The organism is Kitasatospora sp. NPDC101108 (assembly GCF_055584725.1).
The window spans coordinates 282,207-298,596 of record NZ_JBVJLM010000004.1 but is presented as its reverse complement, the minus strand read 5'-3'; the positions used below and the strand labels follow the sequence as shown (position 1 = coordinate 298,596).

Sequence of the window (16,390 nt, the reverse complement as noted above, 5' to 3'; positions counted from 1 at the left end):
GTCATCTGGCGATCCGTCAGGACAGAAGATAGGGCGCGAGGGCCGCAGCCGGCAGGCCGTTCGCCAGATAGCCGCCCAGGGTGTGGAAGTTCACCGCTCCGATGTTCGTCGTCCCGTGCTGGTCGACGGGAAAGACTCCCCCGAGTTCCGGGGGCAGAGCGACCAGATCGCCGACGTCGGCGATGTTGACCCACCGCCCGACACCGGACGGCCTGGGGGCGCGCCCGGCTCGCGGCCCGGGCTCCAGCTTCCGCGTGACGAACGGCAGCCCCAGCGGCGAGCCGAGCGTCACCAGGAGCTCCACCTCCAGCTCCGGGAAGGCGTGCAATGCCTCGTAGGTCACCACCGAGCCCAGCGAATGCGCGACCACCACCCTCGGCCGGTGAAGCCGGATCGCGTCCGCGACCACGTCCCGGGCCGCCTGCCGGGCCTCCGGGCGGGTCAGGTAGGCGTTCACCTCCCTCAGCACCCCGACCACGAGACGGGACACCCGGTCCACCGCCGCCTCACGGAGCCGCGAGACCGGACCGGCACCCGTACGGTGGTGCACCAGACGCCCCACCGCCTGTCGCAGCGGCGCCAGCAGTACGGCCTGCGACTCTGCAGGTTGCGGAACCCCGGCCACCACCAACCACTCCCACGCCTCTGCCAGCTCCGCCTCCGACAGCCTGTCCATCGGCGCACCGTCGGCCTGCGACTCCGCCGGACCGGACAGGAGCACATGCGCGTAGTAGGCCATGACCACTTCCGGCACCGGCATGTGCCCCAGCCCTGCGGCCACCAACCCCAGCCCGAGGTGCGGGCGCGCACGCTCGGCCAACCCTGCCGCGGCTTCCTCCGGCGTCAACCCGCTCTGCAGGTTCCAGATCCCGTGCACCAGCACGACCGGCTCCACTGCCCACCCCCACCTGCCCCGACCGGCTCTCCCGGCCCCTGCCCCACCTCTACCCGCCCCGAGGCCGCGGCGCATCCACTTCCGGGCTTTCCGTCGGCGTACCTACCAGGCGCGGCGACTCTTCTCCACGCGGCCCACGGCGCGGGCGGCGGCGGTGCAGTACAGCTCCGGCATCGGCTTCCCGGTCTTCGGGACGCATCGAGGAGCCCGTGGCCGAGCACGTTCGCGGCGACGGGCAGCGGCGTTCGCGCACGCCGCCCGGACCGATGTGTCGTGTGCCGAAAGCTGGACAGGCTCCCAGCAGAGGTACCCGCACGTGAAGGAGGACGGTGATGACTTCCAGGGAGACTGCTGGGCACAAGTCCATGGACGAGGGTCAGGCCAGCCGTTTCAGCGGTGAGCAGCACGGCTGGTCCGGCGACATCGACGCGGAGGAACAGCGGCCCAACGACAGTGCGCATCGTTCGTTCCGTCCCGAGAAGTACGCGCCGGGCCCCGGCCCGGGGCGCGAGCACTCGAAGGAGGAGGAGCAGGGGGTGCCCGGGCAGACCGTGGAGAGCGAAGGCCCGCGTGGCGAGGAGCAGGGCCCCTCGGAACACCGGCGGGACCACGGGACCAAGGGCCCGTCCGGCCGTCCGGCCGGCAGCTACTCCCAGAAGGCCCGCACGGGCGTCGACCCGCAGGAGCCCGACCAGTAGGGAACCGGCAGTTGACCGGACATGCCCGCCAGGGTGGCCCGTGGGCAAGGGCTCATCCGCCGCTGCCGTTCTCAGGGGTGCGGGGTGGCTCGAAAGGACCGGTCTACCTGAGTTCGAACGGGGCTGGGGCGCGGCCTGCCCAGATCCGAAGGGCGGCCTGTTCGGGGTAGGGAACGGTCGGGCCACCGAGGAGCCGGTGGGGCTGGGTCCCGGTGAAGCTGCACAGGGCGGCGCCGAACGCGCACGAGGGCGGGGACCCGTACTCGGTCCCCGCCCTCGTCGGGCCTCAGCGGTGGGTCGCGGCCTTGCGGCGGCGTGCGACCACGAACAGCGCGCCGCCGACGGCGATGGCCGCCGCGCCGGTGCCCGCGATCAGGAGCGTGCCGTCGCTACCGGTGTGGGCGAGGTCGCCGCTCAGCGCGCCGGCGCTGGGGGAGGCGGCGGTGCTCGCGGCCGGGGCGGTCGTGCTCGGGGCCTGGCCCGGCGTCGAGGGCGTGGCGGTCGGCCGCGCGATCGGCGGGGCGGAGGTCGGGCGGCTACTCGGCGTCGGGCCCTGCGAGGGCTCCGAGGTCGGGACGGGGCCGGGGATCGAGCCGCTCGCCTGGGCGCCCAGCTGGACCGAGACCGACTCGTGCGACGGGTCCGGTTCGAACGACAGCTTGGCGACCGTGGCACCGGTGCCGTACAGGCTCTCCTGGTCCTGGAGCGTCACCTGGACGGTCGGCGCCGTGGTGCCGGCATCGACCGACAGCCCGAACGGGAACACCTTCTCCAGCCCGCTCGCCACCCAGATCGGGGACTCGCACAGGTACTTGTCCGGGTGGGCGACCTGCTTGCCGTTCTCCGAGGTCTTGGGTCGGCAGCCGTTCGGGACCTTGGTCACGGTGACGCCGGCGGGGATCGCGGCCTGGACGGTCACGACCGCGTCGCCGCTGCGGTAGAAGATCGAGGCCGGGCCGCTGTTGCGGAAGCCGACCGACAGCGTGCCCTGCTTGTCGCCGTTGGGCTTCCAGGAGCCCAGCGCAGAGAAATCGGCGGTGTTCGTGGCCAGCACGTTCTGCTCGACGTGGTTGTCGTAGCTCGTGCGGGGGGCGCTGAGCAGGCCGGGGTCGTTGGCCGGCTTCACGGTCAGGGCCGGGCCGGTGCCGCGCTGGAAGGTCAGCCGCTTGCGCCAGTCCGGGATCTCGGAGAACTGGGCGTCCTCGGCCGGGTACACGGTGATGTCCGCGAAGGTGTACCAGGCGCTGTCGGTGACGCCGAGCTGCAGGGGGTCCAGGGCGACCACCTGACCGGGCGCGACCGTGGTGTCCACGGTGCAGATCGCGACGGAGTCACCGGGCCAGGTCTTGTCGCCCCAGCTGCCGTCCGGCTCGGAGGCGAACTCGCAGTTCGACGGGCGCTGCTTGAAGTCGATGCCGGAGATGGCGTCGAGGGCCACCACGACCTTGCCGGCCGGCAGGTCACCGACGTTGGCGAACTCCACCGACGGCGTCAGCACGGTGCCGGGCTTGACGTTGTTCCGGTCGGCGAGCTGCTTGGCCTTGAAGTCGGGCCCGCCGACGTCGACCCGGATGTCCCGGCTCGCGCTCTGCGCGTTGGACGCCGTCAGCTTCAGGTGCAGCACTCCGTGGCTGCCCGGGGTCGCCCCCGGCACAGCACTGAGCCAGGGGTTGTACAGGAGGTTGATCCGGTCGAAGTTCAGCTCGTGCTCGTCGCACGTGATGGTTTTGCCCGCGGTCGCGCAACCGGGAACGGTCAGGTCCGCAACGCCGGCCAGGTCGGTGGTGTCGAACACGACCTTCGTGTCGTGCGCGGTGCCCGAGCCGATCCGGCCGATCTCGATGTTCAGGTTCTGGCTGCCCCGAGCCGGCTGCGCAGGCTTGGTCGGGATCTGGACGGTGGAGTTCGAGACTCCGGTGAAGGTGAGCTTCAGATCGTCCGCGTGCGCCGGGACGGCAGTCGCCCCGAGGACGACGGCGGCGATGGTGAAGGGCGCGTAGAGCGCGCGTCTGCGCGAGTTGCGCATGTGGAAGGTCCCCCTGGAGTCGTGACGGGCATGCCGGGGCGGATCTGCCAGGACGGGGCATGCCGACGGGAACATCTACTCGACCGGTGGTGGGGTCCGCAATTCCAGTCGGCGTGACGCCTTCTCAGATGTGGTGGATCGGGCAAGGAATGTCCGAAAAGCACACTCATTCCCCGTGAAGATTTTTGCCGCCCTTGGACATTCCGTCATCCAGCCGTTACCCGGTCGCTGAGCCCCGTCCCCGTTGCTCGGGCCGGCTCTCGCCCACCGTCGTCCGGAGCGAGCCGGGGTGACCGTACGGTGCAGGCCGAGGCGGACCGTTCGAGGATCTCACCGCGGGGAGAGAACGCTCGGGCCCTGCCGATCCTGGGGAGTTGAGCCGTCCAGAGAAGTGCCCCGGATCGTCATGAGGACCATCAGGGCACCGCCGCAGACAATGCCCGAATCCGCGAGGTTGAACACCGCGAAGTGCTCGACGGAGATGAAGTCGACGACGTGCCCGCGAAAGGCCGCGGGCGCTCGGAAGGTCCGGTCAGTGAGGTTGCCGAGCGCGCCCCCGAGCAGCAGGCCCAGGGCGACAGCCCAGGGAAGGCTCTGAAGCCTACGCGCGGCACGCGTGATGATCACGACAACCGCGACCGCGATCGCCGTGAACACAACGGTGAAGGCCTGACCGCTGCTGAAAGCCGCACCCGAGTTACGGAACACCTGCAGCGTGAGCACGTGGCCCGCTATGGCAATGGGCTCTTGGCCTTCCAACCGCGAGACGGCCACCAGCTTGCTGCCGAGATCGACGGCATAGGTGAGAACGGCCGCCGTCATCAGAACGGCCAGAGCCAGTGTGCGCTTGCCAACCGCCCGCGTCGCGGTCTCGGGCTGGGATTGCGAGGCATTGTGGGTAGTGATGATCCGCTCCATGGATGCCGAGCCGCCCGGGACGAGGCCACGTTACAACCCGGGCCGGGTGGTTGGCGGCCAACTGTTCTGTATACGGGGACTGCGGGCCGACGCGATCCGCGTCAACGCGGCGCGGGTCGACGCAACATGGCGTCAGCGGCGGTGTGCGGCGGCCGCGGGCCGCTCTCGGCCGGCGACCCGTCCCTGCCGTACGGACAGGTGACCGGCAACTGACCTCACTGCGGCGGCCGTTGGGGATCAGGAGCCGACCTTCCAGGTCGCCTGTCCGGGTCGACGCCCCGTCAGGGTGTCGGCTCGACGACGTTCTGCGTGCCGACGACCGCGAGCAGGTCGAGCAGGCCGGAGCTGTCGGTCCCGGCCACGGGGGTGAACCACAGCAGGCGCTGCCGGCCGTCCTCGCTGAAGAGGTTGAGGCAGTTGACCTCGATCAGGCCGAGCGTGGGGTGGATCAGGCGCTTGCGGTCGTCCCGCCGGAATGCGACGTCGTGGTCGACCCAGAGCGCGGCGAACTCGGGGGAGGTGCCGAGCAGTGAGCGGATCATCGAGGCTGCCTCGGTGTCCTTCGCGTTCCGGCGGGCGGAAGCGGCCCGCAGGTCCGCGACGAAGGCCCGGGACTGGGCCTCGTGATCGGATTCGGGGTAGAGCCGCCGGGCGTCGGGTTCGGTGAACCACCGGTGGACGAAGCTGGCCCGAGGTCCTCGGAAGCCGGAATGGTCGCCGAGCAGGGCCACCGCGAGCGGGTTCTGCACGAGCGTGACGTGCAGGTCGGTGATGACCTGCGCCGGTGTCGAGGCCAGCCGGTCGAGGAGGTCGAGCATGCCGGGGTGCACGTGCGAGGCCGGACCGCCCTGGACGGGCACCGGGCGGTCCGCCAGGCGGAACAGGTAGTCGCGTTCGTCGGCGCTCAGGCGCAGGGCCCGGGCCAGCGAGGCGATCATCTGCTCGGACGGCTGGGACCCGGCTCCCCGTTCGAGCTCGTTGTAGTAGTCCACGGACGCGCCGGCCAGCTGGGCGACCTCCTCGCGGCGCAGCCCGGGTACCCGGCGCCGGGGCCCGGCCGGGAGACCCACGTCGGCCGGGCGGATGCGCTCGCGCCGTGAACGCAGGAAGGCTCCCAACTCGCGGTGTCTCGCAGCAGTCATGCCCCCATTCTGGGCTCGGCCGGGCCGCCGACCCAGGGGATGACGTCCCCTGGTTCCGCCGGTCGGAGCCGCGCATCGTGGACGCCATGACCACGAACCACAGCACTCGAACCCCTCCACCGGCGGCCGCCCGGGTCGCCGTCGTCACCGGGGGATCGCGCGGCATCGGCCGCTCGGTCGCCCGCAGGCTCGCCCGGAACGGCCTGGACGTCGTGGTGAACTACGCCGCCGACGAGGGCGCCGCCCAGCAGACGGTGGCGGCGATCGTCGCGGACGGCGGGCGCGCGGTCGCAGTGCGGGCGGACGTGGCGGACGAGACCGCCGTGGCGGCCCTGTTCGACCGCGCGGAGCGGGAGTTCGGCGGCGTGGACGTCGTGGTGAACGCCGCCGGCCGGCTCGCCCTGTCGCCGATCGCCGACCTCGACCTCGCCGTGCTCGACGCCGTGCACCGCACCAACATCCGCGGCACCTTCGTCGTCGCCCAGCAGGCGGCCCGGCGGCTGCGGCCGGGCGGTTCCTTCGTGGGGTTCTCGACCTCCGTGGTCGGGACGCAGTTCCCCACCTACGGCGCGTACGCGGCGAGCAAGGGAGCCGTCGAGGCGATCACGCTGATTCTCGCCCGCGAACTGCGCGGACGGGACGTCACTGTGAACACCGTCGCCCCCGGGCCCACCGCGACGGACCTGTTCCTCGACGGCAAGACCCCCGAGCAGATCGACCGACTCGCCGGGAGCTCCCCGCTGGAGCGCCTCGGCACCCCCGAGGACATCGCCGAGGTGGTCGCGTTCCTCACCAGCCCGGAAGGGCACTGGCTCAACGGCCAGATCCTGCGGGCCAACGGCGGCATGGTCTGACCACCCGGCCCGCGGCCGAGCCCGTCGGCCCGCACACCCGGACTTCCGATCCCGTCGAAGAAACCCACTCGAAGGAGTACGACCCCATGCCTTTCGCCAACTTCAGGGTTCCCGCCGGCACCGTCACCGCCGAGGACAAGAAGAAGATCGTCGAGCGCACCACCGAGCTGTACGCGGAGATCTACGGGGAGCGGGCCCGTGCCACCACGGTCGTCCTCGTCGACGAGGTCGTCGACGGCGGCTGGGGCGTCGCCGGCCACGTCCTGACCGCCGCCGTGCTCAACGGCGACGCCTGACGGCGACCATGCGGGGCCGGCCCGCACCGTCGGGTTCGCCGAGCGGCTGAACGTCTTCCCGCACTACCGCGACACGATCGACGGGCCGGGAATCCACTTCCTGCACGTCCGCTCGCCGGAACCGGACGCGTTCCCGCTCGTGCTCACGCACGGGTGGCCGGGTCCGGTGCTCGAGTTCCTGGACGTCATCGGCCCGCTGACCGACCCGCGTGCGCACGGCGGTGACCCGGCGGACGCGTTCCGCGTGGTCGCGCCGTCCTTGCCCGGGTACGGCTGGAGTGACAAGCCATCGACGACCGCGGACCTCCACTACTCCCACGCCGACCGCAGCGGAGTCGTCGTTCACCTCCTCAGTGCCCTGACCCGCTACGGGAAGTTCGGCGCCGTAGCGGTGGGCCGTGACCTGACCCAGTGCCGGTCCCTCCTCGCGCGGGTGCGGGAGCTGGTGGCGAGGCGCGCCACCGACCGGGCGCTCCCGGGCCCGTGACCCTCAGCCCGTACCGCCGGTGCCGCGACCCGCTCCCGTAGGAGTCCGACGATGACCGCCTCGAAAGACCACCGCCACGATCACCTTCCCGCCGTCGAACGCAGCTACCCCTTCAGCCCCCGGTGGCCTCGGACTCGCGATCCCCGCCTCCGACGTCCCGTTCTGCTACGACGCCCAGGCCTACGGCGTCAGCGCGCTGCCCGTCCGCTGGGACTGAAACCCCGGCCGGCATCCCGTGACCTGTCCGGACGGCGGGGCCGGTACGGCTGCGGCGGTGGTCCACCCGTCTTCCGGGTGGACCACCGCCGCAGACCGTGGAGGGTCACTCCTTGATGGCGTCCTTGACGTGTTCGCCCGCCTGCTTGATGTCGCCCTTGGCCTTGTCCGCCTTGCCCTCGGCCTGCAGGCGCTCGTTACCGGTCACCTTGCCGACGCCTTCCTTGACCGCACCCTTGGCCTTCTCGGCGGCGTTCTCGACCTTGTCGCTGGCACTCATCCCGGCCTCCGCTTCGTCGGAACTTCGTCGGAACTTCGTCGGTCAGCCGACTGCCCCCGTCCGGTGGGAATATTCCTGCGAATGTGTTCCGTGGCGCGGGGCAAGCGGTTCGCTGACGCTGACTACGGAGGTCGACATGGTTCCCCTTCTGCTGGTACTGCTGCTGGCTCTGCTCCTGTTCGGTGCGGGCTTCGCGCTGAAGGCCCTCTGGTGGGTGGCGGTCCTGGTTCTGGTGGTCTGGCTGCTGGGCTTCGTGGCCCGTGGCACCGGCGCATCGGGCAACCGCAGCCGCTGGTACCGCTGGTAGGTCCCGGACGAACCCCGGGGAGGACGACGTGGCATGCGCACCGGCGTGCATGCCACGTCGCCACGCGCACACGACGACCAGTGGTCAGCCCGACGGCTGACCGAACCAGCGACCGAGGAGCAGCCGTGGACGAGGCGCCCGCAGGCGTCAACCCCCGGGATCTGCCGCCGGCCAGGCGCGCGGGCGGACCACGGGCCCGGATCCGGACCACCGGGCGCAGACCACCGCGGGTGAGGTCGTGGTTCCGGGTGGGTTTCGCGCTCAGCACGGGGGCGCTGCTGGCGTGGCACGCGGTGGACGCCGTCGTCCAGCTCACCTCCCTGCTCACGCTGCTGCTCCTCGCCGTGTTCATCGCGGTCAGCCTGGAACCCGTGGTTGCGTGGCTGCAGCACCGCGGCCTGCGCCGGGGCCGGTCGGTGGCGGTCGTGGTCCTCGGGCTGGCGGCGGTGCTGGCGGCCCTGCTCGCGGTGGTCATCCCGCCGGTCAGCGAGGAGGTGAGCGCGCTGGTCGACGCCGTCCCCGGCTGGCTCCAGCAACTGCACGACCATCAGTCGACGCTCGGCCGGATCGAGGACCACTACCACCTGATCGAGCGGGCCAAGGCGCAGCTGGGGTCCGGCGGTTCGGCCTCCGGCCTCTTCGGTGGCGTGCTCGGCGCGGGCCGACTCCTGCTGAGTACCGTGACCGGCGCGGTGATCGTCATCAGCGTCACCCTCTACGTCATGGCGGCGCTGCCCGACATCAAGGCGTTCTGCTACCGGTTCGTCCCGCGCAGCCGTCGCCCGGGGGTCGAGGAGATCACCGAGGAGATCCTCAGCCGGACCGGCCGCTACATGCTGGGCAACGTGCTGACCTCCGCCGTCGCGGGCCTGGCGACCTTCGCCTGGTGCGCGGCCACCGGCGTTCCCTACTCGGGGGCGCTCGGAGTCTTCGTCGCCCTCATGGACTTGGTCCCCATGGTCGGTTCGACGATCGGAGGCGTCGTCGTCAGCCTGGTCGCCCTGTCGGTGTCCCTGCCGATCGCCCTGGCCACCGCCGGCTTCTACATCGCCTTCCGGCTCCTGGAGGACTACCTGATCATGCCTCGGGCGATGAAGTTCGTGGTCGACGTGCACCCGATCGTGACGGTGGTCGCGGTCCTGCTGGGCGGCGCCCTCCTGGGCCTCGTCGGGGCCCTGGTCGCGGTCCCGGCGGCAGTCGCGCTGGGCCTGGTCCTGGACGAGTACGTCTTTCCCCGCATGGACGGCGCCTGAGGGTTCCGCACGGACGGCGCCTGAGAGCCGGGCACGAACGACAACGGCGCACGGCCGGACGCTCGTCCCCGGACCGGCGGCCTGGTCGGCGGCGGATCCAACACTGCCCGCCGCCGGGGGCGGCGGCGGTTTCGGTACCGGTCTCCGACAGGTGTCCGGCGGTGCGGTGAAGGAAGGTCACGTTCCGCGGCCAGGGCTTCGCGGCCGCCCGCGCTCCCGGTCTCCTCGGCCTGCATCCCGGCGACCCCGTGGGCTGTGGCACCGGAAGGCACCACACGAGTGTCGCCGCGGCGCTGGAGGTTCTCGGTCGAGCAAACGAAGACGGTGAGGTGCTTGATCCCCAGGGCCTCGCACCAGGAGAGCACCTCCTCGACGTGCTCGGCACCCACCTTGTGGCCGAGGCTCGGGTTGGCCTTGGCACGGGAGAGGCGCCGAGGCAGCTACCGGAACCAGCCGCCGGCAGGCTGGCCCCGCGGGTCAGCCGTCCGGTCTCGCGTACAGGCCGGCCCGGGCGCTGCGCCCGGTCGGCCTTGGTCAGGCGCTCCAGCGCGGTGCGGACCGCGGTCACGTTCTCCGCCGATTCCGGGGCGGCGCTCGTAGGAGCGGGCTTGGGAGTCGGCGAGGCCCCGTATCGACTCCCCTGCGGGCGTCTGCCGGGATGCCGCCGCCCCGCACCTGACCGGCTGGGGGGTCAGTGGGAGGGCTGGAGGCGGTCGCCGGTGCCGCCGCTGGTGGGTGCGGCGCTTTGCTGGTGGCCGCCGGGGCGGGGCGCCTGCCGGGTGTCATGGATGCTGTCGCGGGCGGCCGCGGCGACCGCCTGCGGGGTGATGCCGAACTCGGTGTAGAGGCGCTGGTAGGCGGCGGAGGCGCCGTAGTGTTCCAGGCTGACGACGCGCCCGGCGTCGCCGACGACTTCGCGCCAGCCCTGCCCGACGGCGGCCTCGACGCTGACCCGGGCGCGCACGGCCGGCGGCAGGACCTCGTCCTGGTACGTCGTCGGCTGGGCGGCGAACCACTCCCGGCACGGCATCGACACCACCCGCACCGCGAGGCCGTCCGCGGTCAGCAGGTCGCGGGCGTCCAGGGCGATCTGGACCTCGGAGCCGGTCGCGATCAGGATGACGTCCGGTGTCGCGTCATCCGCTGCGTCGGCCAGGACGTATCCGCCGCGGGCCGCTCCGCCGGCGGGGGCGTACCGGCCGCTGTCGCGGTCCAGGACCGGCAGGTTCTGCCGGGACAGGATCAGCCCGGCGGGGCGGTCGCCGTGCTCCAGGATGGTGCGCCAGCAGACGGTGGTCTCGTTGGCGTCAGCGGGCCGGACGACGTCGAGGCCGGGGATGGCGCGCAGCGCCGCCAGGTGTTCGACCGGCTGGTGGGTGGGTCCGTCCTCGCCGAGGCCGATGGAGTCGTGGGTCCAGACGTAGATGGCGGGCAGCTGCATCAGGGCGGCCAGGCGGACGGCGGGGCGCATGTAGTCGGAGAAGGTGAGGAAGGTGCCGCCGTAGGGGCGGGTCAGGCTCTGCAGGGCGATGCCGTTGAGGATGGCGCCCATGGCGTGCTCGCGGATGCCGAAGTGCAGGGTCCGCCCGTAGGGGCCGCCCTTCCATTCCTTGGTCTGGCGGTCGGCGGGGATGAAGGACGGCTCGCCGTCCATGGTGGTGTTGTTGCTGGAGGCGAGGTCGGCCGAGCCGCCCCACAGCTCCGGCAGCACCGGCGCGAGCGCGGTGAGGACCTTGCCGGACGCGGCGCGGGTGGCCATGCCCTTGGCGTCGGCGGGGAAGACCGGGAGGGCGTCGGTCCAGCCGTCGGGCAGTTGCTGCTTTTGCAGCCGGTCCAGCAGTTCGGCGCGCTCGGGGTTGGCCTTCTGCCAGGCCGCGAACGTCTCGTCCCAGGCGGCGTGCGCCCGCCGGCCGCGCTCAACCGCCCGCCGGGTGCGGGCCAGCACCTCGTCCTCGACGGTGAAGTGCGCCTCCGGGTCGAAGCCCAGCAGATTCTTCGTGGCGGCGACCTCGTCCTCGCCCAGCGCGGAGCCGTGGGCCTTACCGGTGTTCTGCTTGGTCGGGGCCGGCCAGCCGATCAGGGTGCGCAGCACGATCAGCGAGGGGCGGCCGGTCTCCTTCCGGGCCGCCTCGGTCGCGGCGAGCAGGGCGTCGACGTCCTCGACGTAGCTGCCGGTCGCCGTCCAGTCGACGGTCTGGACGTGCCAGCCGTAGGCGGCGAAGCGGGCGGCCACGTCCTCGCTGAAGGCGACATCGGTGTCGTCCTCGATCGAGATGTGGTTGGAGTCGTAGAAGACGATGAGGTCGCCGAGTTCCTGGTGCCCGGCCAGCGAGGCGGCCTCGGCGGTGACGCCCTCCATCAGGTCGCCGTCGGAGGCGATGACGTACACGTGGTGGTCGAAGGGGCTGGTGCCCGGCTCCGCGTCCGGGTCCAGCAGGCCGCGTTCGCGGCGGGCGGCCAGCGCCATGCCGACGGCGCCGGCCAGGCCCTGGCCGAGCGGCCCGGTGGTGATCTCCACACCGGGGGTGTGCCGGTGCTCGGGGTGGCCGGGGGTGGCCGAACCCCAGGTCCGGTACGCCTTCAGGTCGGACAGCTCCAGGCCGTAGCCGGCCAGGTAGAGCTGGATGTACAGGGTGAGGCTGGAGTGACCGCAGGACAGCACGAACCGGTCCCGCCCCAGCCACTGGTCATCGGCCGGGTCGTGCCGCATGACGTTCTGGAACAACAGGTGGGCCAGCGGGGCCAGGCTCATCGCGGTGCCCGGGTGGCCGTTGCCGACCTTCTGCACCGCGTCCGCCGCCAGCAGCCGCACGGTGTCCACCGCCCGCACGTCCACCTCGTCCCAGCCGGCCCGTTCCGCTACCGGGAGCGCCAGGGACCCGTCGCGTCGTGCTGTGCCGCCGGTCTGTTCGTTCGCCATTGCCGTTGCTCCTTCGTCAAGCCGGTGGGCGCCGAGCAGCGGCGCCCGTATCAGGGATTTCGTGTCCGCTCAGGGACTTCGTGTCCGCTCAGGGGCTTCGTGTCCGCTGCCGTCCGCGTGTGGTGCGTCGACCTGCGGGTGTGGCGTGACGGCCCCCCGCCATGGCGCAGGTGCGGGACCGTCGCGGGGGCGATCAGCTGCTGGGCGCGGTGCGGGGGGTGAGCGCGCGGTTGGCTGCCGCGACCCGCAGCTCTTCCAGGGCCGTGCTCTGGTGCTCGGCGCGTTCCAGCAGGGTGTCCAGCTGGGAGGCGTCCAGGCGCCGGTCGGTGTCGGCCAGGACGCGCAGGGTGCGCCAGCCGGATGCCTTGCCCAGGACGCCCAGGAGCATGGCCTCCGCTTCCAGGACGTCGCTGAGCGGGGAGCGGGAGAAGAGGTGACCGTTGGTCTTCAGGCGCCCGGCCTTCTCCGCGATCCAGCCCAGGGCGACCCTGGTTCGGTCGACGGACACGTCGAGGTCGGCCATGATCCGCGCCAGCGCGGCCCGGTCCTCCTCCACCTGGCGTGCCAGCTCCGTCAGGACCGCTTTCTCCTCCTTGTCCTTCCTGGCCCCGGCGGCGCGCTGGAAGAGCTCCAGGCCACCGGTCGCACCGGCGTAGTGGTCGTTGAGGTAGATCGCCAGCAGGCCGGCACCGTTCGGACCACTGTCCGTGGACGCGGTGGCGGAGCGCATCCCCTGGCCCACTGAGGCCCCGAGTTCCGCCCAGCTGACCTGGAACTTCTCCAGCCCCTCACGCTCAAGGGCGTCGGTCACGTCCGCGAAGTCGACACCGGCGTCCGCCAGCGACGCCAGGTGGGCCTCGGCGGCGGCGTAGTCCTCGGCGGTCAGTGCGTGGGCCGGCACGGTGCCGTGGTCGGCGAACGCGGCCAGCGTGGCGCCGGGCATGGTGTTGACCGTACCGGCGATGACCAGCTCCTGGACGTACATGGTGTCCGGGTAGTCCGGATTCTTGACTCCGGTGGACGCCCACAACGGGCGCTGGACGTTCGCCCCGGCCGCGGCCAGGCGCTGCCAGCGCGCCTCGGCCACCACCTGCTCGTACGCCCGGTACGCCAGCCGTGCGTTGGCGACCGCGGCCTTGCCCTTGAGCGCCCGGGCCTGCGGGCTGTCCAGGGCGTCGAGGCGGCGGTCGACCTCGGTGTCGACGCGCGAGACGAAGAAGGAGGCGACCGAGTGGATGCCCGACAGGTCGAGCCCCGCCGCCAGCGCCTGCTCCAGACCGGTCTGGTAGGCGTCCATCACCTTCCGGTACCGGTCCAGGGAGAAGATCAGCGTGACGTTGACGCTGATCCCCCGGGCGATGGCAGCGGTGATCGCGTCCAGTCCCTCGCTCGTCGCCGGGATCTTCACGAACAGGTTCGGTTCGGCTACCGTCTCCCACAGCTTGACCGCCTGCGCGACCGTGGCATCGGCGTCGCGGGCCAGCCGCGGATCGACCTCGATCGAGACCCGCCCGTCCACCCCGCCGCTGCTCCGGTAGACCTCCCGGAACGCCCGGCAGCCCTCGCGCACGTCGTCGGTGGTCAGCGCGAAGACGGCGTCATCGACCTCCGCTCCTTGCGCGCCGAGGCGCGCCAGCTGGTCGTCGTACCGGTCGCCCTTCGACAGCGCCGAGGCGAAGATCGTGGGATTCGTGGTGACCCCGACCACGTGCTTGCCGGCGATCAGCTTCTTCAGTTCCCCGCCGGCCAGCAGCTCGCGGGACAGGTCGTCCAGCCACACCGACACGCCTGCGGCGTACAGTTCGGCGAGAGGATCGGACGAAGCGGAAACAGACATGCGAGAACCTCCAGGTGGAGCGGTGCTGCCAGGTCGGAAAGCCGTACGTCTTGCAGATGCTCCCCGCCCGGTGAACGGACTCATGGCAATGGCACCCGCTATCTCGCGTGTCTCCCCATTCGCTCTCCTCACTCACTGCTCGGCCCGGCCGCACCGACCCCAGAGGTTGGCGTACACCGCTGGCGTACGCCGCCCAGGGCCCCGGCTGCGGTGAAGAGGGCCGCACCGACGCACCGACGCAGCCACCGGCGAGCAGCCACCGCAGGTCCGTGGTCACGGACGCGGGAGAGGCGGCGCGCGGAAGTCCGGGGGTGACCCGCGCGCCTCGTTCCGCCCGCGACCTCCGGCTACCCCCGCCAACCCACCTCATGCACCGCTCGGCCCCCTCGGTCCCTCCCAGCCCGACGCGCCGATAAGTCCTGATGAGGACACGGCCGGCCGGCACCATCTGGGTGTCGCTGCCAGCTGTTCTTTCCTCCCCGGCTCGGGCAGCGGGGCCGTCCACCGGACGGCCCCGCTCCCGCTCAGACCAGCACGTGGTCCTGCGGCTCCTGCTCCTTCGGGCCACCGCCGCCCGCCGCGCCGACCGCCAGCGCCCGGCGCAGCCCCAGTGCCGCCACCGCACCGAGCACCATCAGCACCGCCGTCGCGATGGACGCGCCCTGCATCCCGCCGCAGAAGGCGTTCCGGGCCGCCGCCAGCACCGGACCGCGCACGGCCTCCGGCAGCTGGGCGAGCACGCCCTCGGTGCCGCCGAGCGAGTCGCGTACCGCGCCGCGGGCCGTGGCGGGCAGGTCGGCGGGCAGCTGCCCGTCGATCCGCGAGCGGTAGAGCGCGGTTCCCACGCTGCCCAGCACCGCCATCCCGAGCGCCCCGCCCAGCTCGGTGCCGGACTCCAGGAGGGCCGAGGCGGTGCCGGCCCGCTCGGTCGGCGCGGCGGCCATCACCACCTCGCTGACCTGCGACATCAGCCCGACCCCGCCGCTGGCGTAGACGCTCGCCGCGACCAGCACCAGCCAGAGCGGCGAGTGCGCGCCGGCCGTGGCCAGCAGAGCGAAGCCGGCGGCCATCAGCAGGAACCCGCCGGCGATCACCACGGCCTTGCCGAACCTGCGGCCCAGCACCGCTGCCAGCGGCGCCACCCCGCCGACCGCCACGCTCGGCAGCACGCTCCACAGCGCGGCGGTCAACGGGCTCATGCCGCGCACCAGCTGCAGGTACTGGGTGACGAAGATGGCCATCCCGACGATCCCGAACATGCCCAGCACGTTCATCGCGATCGAGGCGGAGAACCCGCGGCTGCGCACCAGGGCGAGGTCGATCAGCGCGTGCGGGTGGGTCAGTTGGCGGCGGACGAAGACCAGGCCGACCAGCAGGCCGACGCCGATCGCGGCGGCGGGCAGCGCGGCGAAGCCGTTGCGGGCCAGCTCCTTGATGCCGTAGATCAGCGGCAGCACGGTGGCCAGCGAGAGCAGCGCGCCGGGCAGGTCGAACCGGCCGCCGCGCAGCTGCGGGGTCTCCGGCAGCAGCACCGGGCCGAGCACCAGCAGCAGCACCATCGCGGGCAGGTTGATCAGGAAGACCGAGCCCCACCAGAAGTGCTCCAGCAGCACGCCGCTGAGCACCGGTCCGACCGCGATGCCGCCGCTGGTCACCGCCGTCCAGACGGCGATCGCCTTGCCGCGCTCGCGCTCGTCGGCGAACAGGTTGCGGATCATGCCCAGGGTGCTCGGCATCAGGGTGGCCCCGGCCACGCCGAGTACGGCGCGGGCCGCGATCAGGGTGGCCGCGCTGGTCGAGTAGGCGGCCAGGGTGGAGGCGGCGCCGAAGCCGAGCGCGCCGACCAGCAGCAGCCGACGGCGGCCGATCCGGTCTCCCAGCGCCCCCATGGTGAGCAGCAGGCCGGCCAGCACGAAGCCGTACATGTCGAAGATCCAGAGCTGCTGGGTGCTGCTCGGGTGCAGGTCCTGGCTGATGAACGGGACGGCGAAGTAGAGCACCGACACGTCCATCGAGACCAGCAGCAGCGGAAGCATCAGCACCGTCAGCGCCAGCCAGGGCCGGCGGGCGGTGGTGTGTCGAGCGGTCATTACGGTCCCCCCAGAGGACGCCGGATACGGGCGGGCACCGCAGGGCGTGCGGTCCGCTTGGCCCGCGTACTTAGTACGCTTGGCGATGCGTACAGAGTACGCGCGGCGCACTAGGCGCAGCAACCGGAAGTTCGAGATATCCCGTCTGCGATGCACTAGTACACTCGTCGG

At 72.0% G+C, this 16,390-nt stretch carries 13 protein-coding genes and 3 pseudogenes; 7 read left to right on the top strand and 9 right to left on the bottom strand.

All coding sequences use genetic code 11. From position 1 onward, the window contains the following. Nucleotides 1-16 precede the first annotated feature (16 nt). Entirely contained in the window at nucleotides 17-895 is an 879-nt protein-coding gene (locus ACZ6Z8_RS12225; protein WP_465608774.1) for a hypothetical protein, read from the bottom strand. Between the two features lie 332 nt (nucleotides 896-1,227). On the opposite strand from ACZ6Z8_RS12225, the gene ACZ6Z8_RS12220 reads away from it, so the two are divergent. Further along, complete coding sequence (locus tag ACZ6Z8_RS12220) at nucleotides 1,228-1,593, top strand: hypothetical protein (protein WP_465608772.1); 366 nt, start codon at nucleotides 1,228-1,230, stop codon at nucleotides 1,591-1,593. A gap of 286 nt (nucleotides 1,594-1,879) precedes the next feature. Here ACZ6Z8_RS12220 and ACZ6Z8_RS12215 read toward each other — a convergent pair whose 3' ends face one another. The 3 genes from ACZ6Z8_RS12215 to ACZ6Z8_RS12205 form a co-directional block, all read right to left on the bottom strand. Further along, on the bottom strand, nucleotides 1,880-3,619 hold the full coding sequence (locus ACZ6Z8_RS12215) for an LPXTG cell wall anchor domain-containing protein (RefSeq protein ID WP_465608770.1): 1,740 nt from the start codon (nucleotides 3,617-3,619) through the stop codon (nucleotides 1,880-1,882). A 330-nt stretch (nucleotides 3,620-3,949) separates the two neighbouring features. After that, on the bottom strand, nucleotides 3,950-4,537 hold the full coding sequence (gene lspA / locus ACZ6Z8_RS12210; RefSeq protein ID WP_465608768.1) for a signal peptidase II: 588 nt from the start codon (nucleotides 4,535-4,537) through the stop codon (nucleotides 3,950-3,952). A 281-nt stretch (nucleotides 4,538-4,818) separates the two neighbouring features. Continuing rightward, entirely contained in the window at nucleotides 4,819-5,679 is an 861-nt protein-coding gene (locus ACZ6Z8_RS12205) for a helix-turn-helix transcriptional regulator (RefSeq protein WP_465608766.1), read from the bottom strand. A gap of 86 nt (nucleotides 5,680-5,765) precedes the next feature. On the opposite strand from ACZ6Z8_RS12205, the gene ACZ6Z8_RS12200 reads away from it, so the two are divergent. The 4 genes and pseudogenes from ACZ6Z8_RS12200 to ACZ6Z8_RS12185 all read left to right on the top strand — a co-directional run. Further along, nucleotides 5,766-6,533 (top strand): SDR family oxidoreductase, encoded by a 768-nt coding sequence (locus ACZ6Z8_RS12200; RefSeq protein WP_465608764.1) that lies wholly within the window; start codon nucleotides 5,766-5,768, stop codon nucleotides 6,531-6,533. An 86-nt stretch (nucleotides 6,534-6,619) separates the two neighbouring features. Beyond that, complete coding sequence (locus ACZ6Z8_RS12195; protein ID WP_465608762.1) at nucleotides 6,620-6,829, top strand: tautomerase family protein; 210 nt, start codon at nucleotides 6,620-6,622, stop codon at nucleotides 6,827-6,829. A 31-nt stretch (nucleotides 6,830-6,860) separates the two neighbouring features. Continuing rightward, nucleotides 6,861-7,127, top strand: a pseudogene (locus tag ACZ6Z8_RS12190) (epoxide hydrolase family protein); the annotation flags it as partial. A 9-nt stretch (nucleotides 7,128-7,136) separates the two neighbouring features. Further along, a pseudogene (locus ACZ6Z8_RS12185) lies at nucleotides 7,137-7,316 on the top strand (peptide ligase PGM1-related protein); the annotation flags it as partial. A 322-nt stretch (nucleotides 7,317-7,638) separates the two neighbouring features. Here ACZ6Z8_RS12185 and ACZ6Z8_RS12180 read toward each other — a convergent pair. Then, on the bottom strand, nucleotides 7,639-7,812 hold the full coding sequence (locus ACZ6Z8_RS12180) for a CsbD family protein (protein WP_465608761.1): 174 nt from the start codon (nucleotides 7,810-7,812) through the stop codon (nucleotides 7,639-7,641). Between the two features lie 136 nt (nucleotides 7,813-7,948). Between ACZ6Z8_RS12180 and ACZ6Z8_RS12175 the strand changes: the two genes are divergently transcribed. Together ACZ6Z8_RS12175 and ACZ6Z8_RS12170 are read left to right on the top strand one after the other, a co-directional pair. After that, complete coding sequence (locus ACZ6Z8_RS12175; RefSeq protein ID WP_465608759.1) at nucleotides 7,949-8,119, top strand: hydrophobic protein; 171 nt, start codon at nucleotides 7,949-7,951, stop codon at nucleotides 8,117-8,119. A gap of 248 nt (nucleotides 8,120-8,367) precedes the next feature. Continuing rightward, nucleotides 8,368-9,372, top strand: coding sequence for an AI-2E family transporter (locus ACZ6Z8_RS12170; RefSeq protein WP_465608757.1), 1,005 nt, complete (start codon nucleotides 8,368-8,370; stop codon nucleotides 9,370-9,372). Nucleotides 9,373-9,671: 299 nt separating this feature from the next. On the opposite strand, the pseudogene ACZ6Z8_RS12165 reads toward ACZ6Z8_RS12170, so the two are convergent. The 4 genes and pseudogenes from ACZ6Z8_RS12165 to ACZ6Z8_RS12150 all read right to left on the bottom strand — a co-directional run. Next, a pseudogene (locus tag ACZ6Z8_RS12165) lies at nucleotides 9,672-9,812 on the bottom strand (undecaprenyl diphosphate synthase family protein); the annotation flags it as partial. A gap of 251 nt (nucleotides 9,813-10,063) precedes the next feature. Beyond that, nucleotides 10,064-12,292: a transketolase gene (gene tkt, locus ACZ6Z8_RS12160; RefSeq protein ID WP_465608755.1), complete on the bottom strand. Its 2,229-nt coding sequence runs from the start codon at nucleotides 12,290-12,292 to the stop codon at nucleotides 10,064-10,066. Nucleotides 12,293-12,485: 193 nt separating this feature from the next. After that, nucleotides 12,486-14,129, bottom strand: coding sequence for a transaldolase (gene tal, locus ACZ6Z8_RS12155; RefSeq protein ID WP_465608754.1), 1,644 nt, complete (start codon nucleotides 14,127-14,129; stop codon nucleotides 12,486-12,488). Nucleotides 14,130-14,653: 524 nt separating this feature from the next. After that, nucleotides 14,654-16,219, bottom strand: coding sequence for an MFS transporter (locus ACZ6Z8_RS12150; protein ID WP_465608752.1), 1,566 nt, complete (start codon nucleotides 16,217-16,219; stop codon nucleotides 14,654-14,656). Nucleotides 16,220-16,390: the final 171 nt, after the last annotated feature.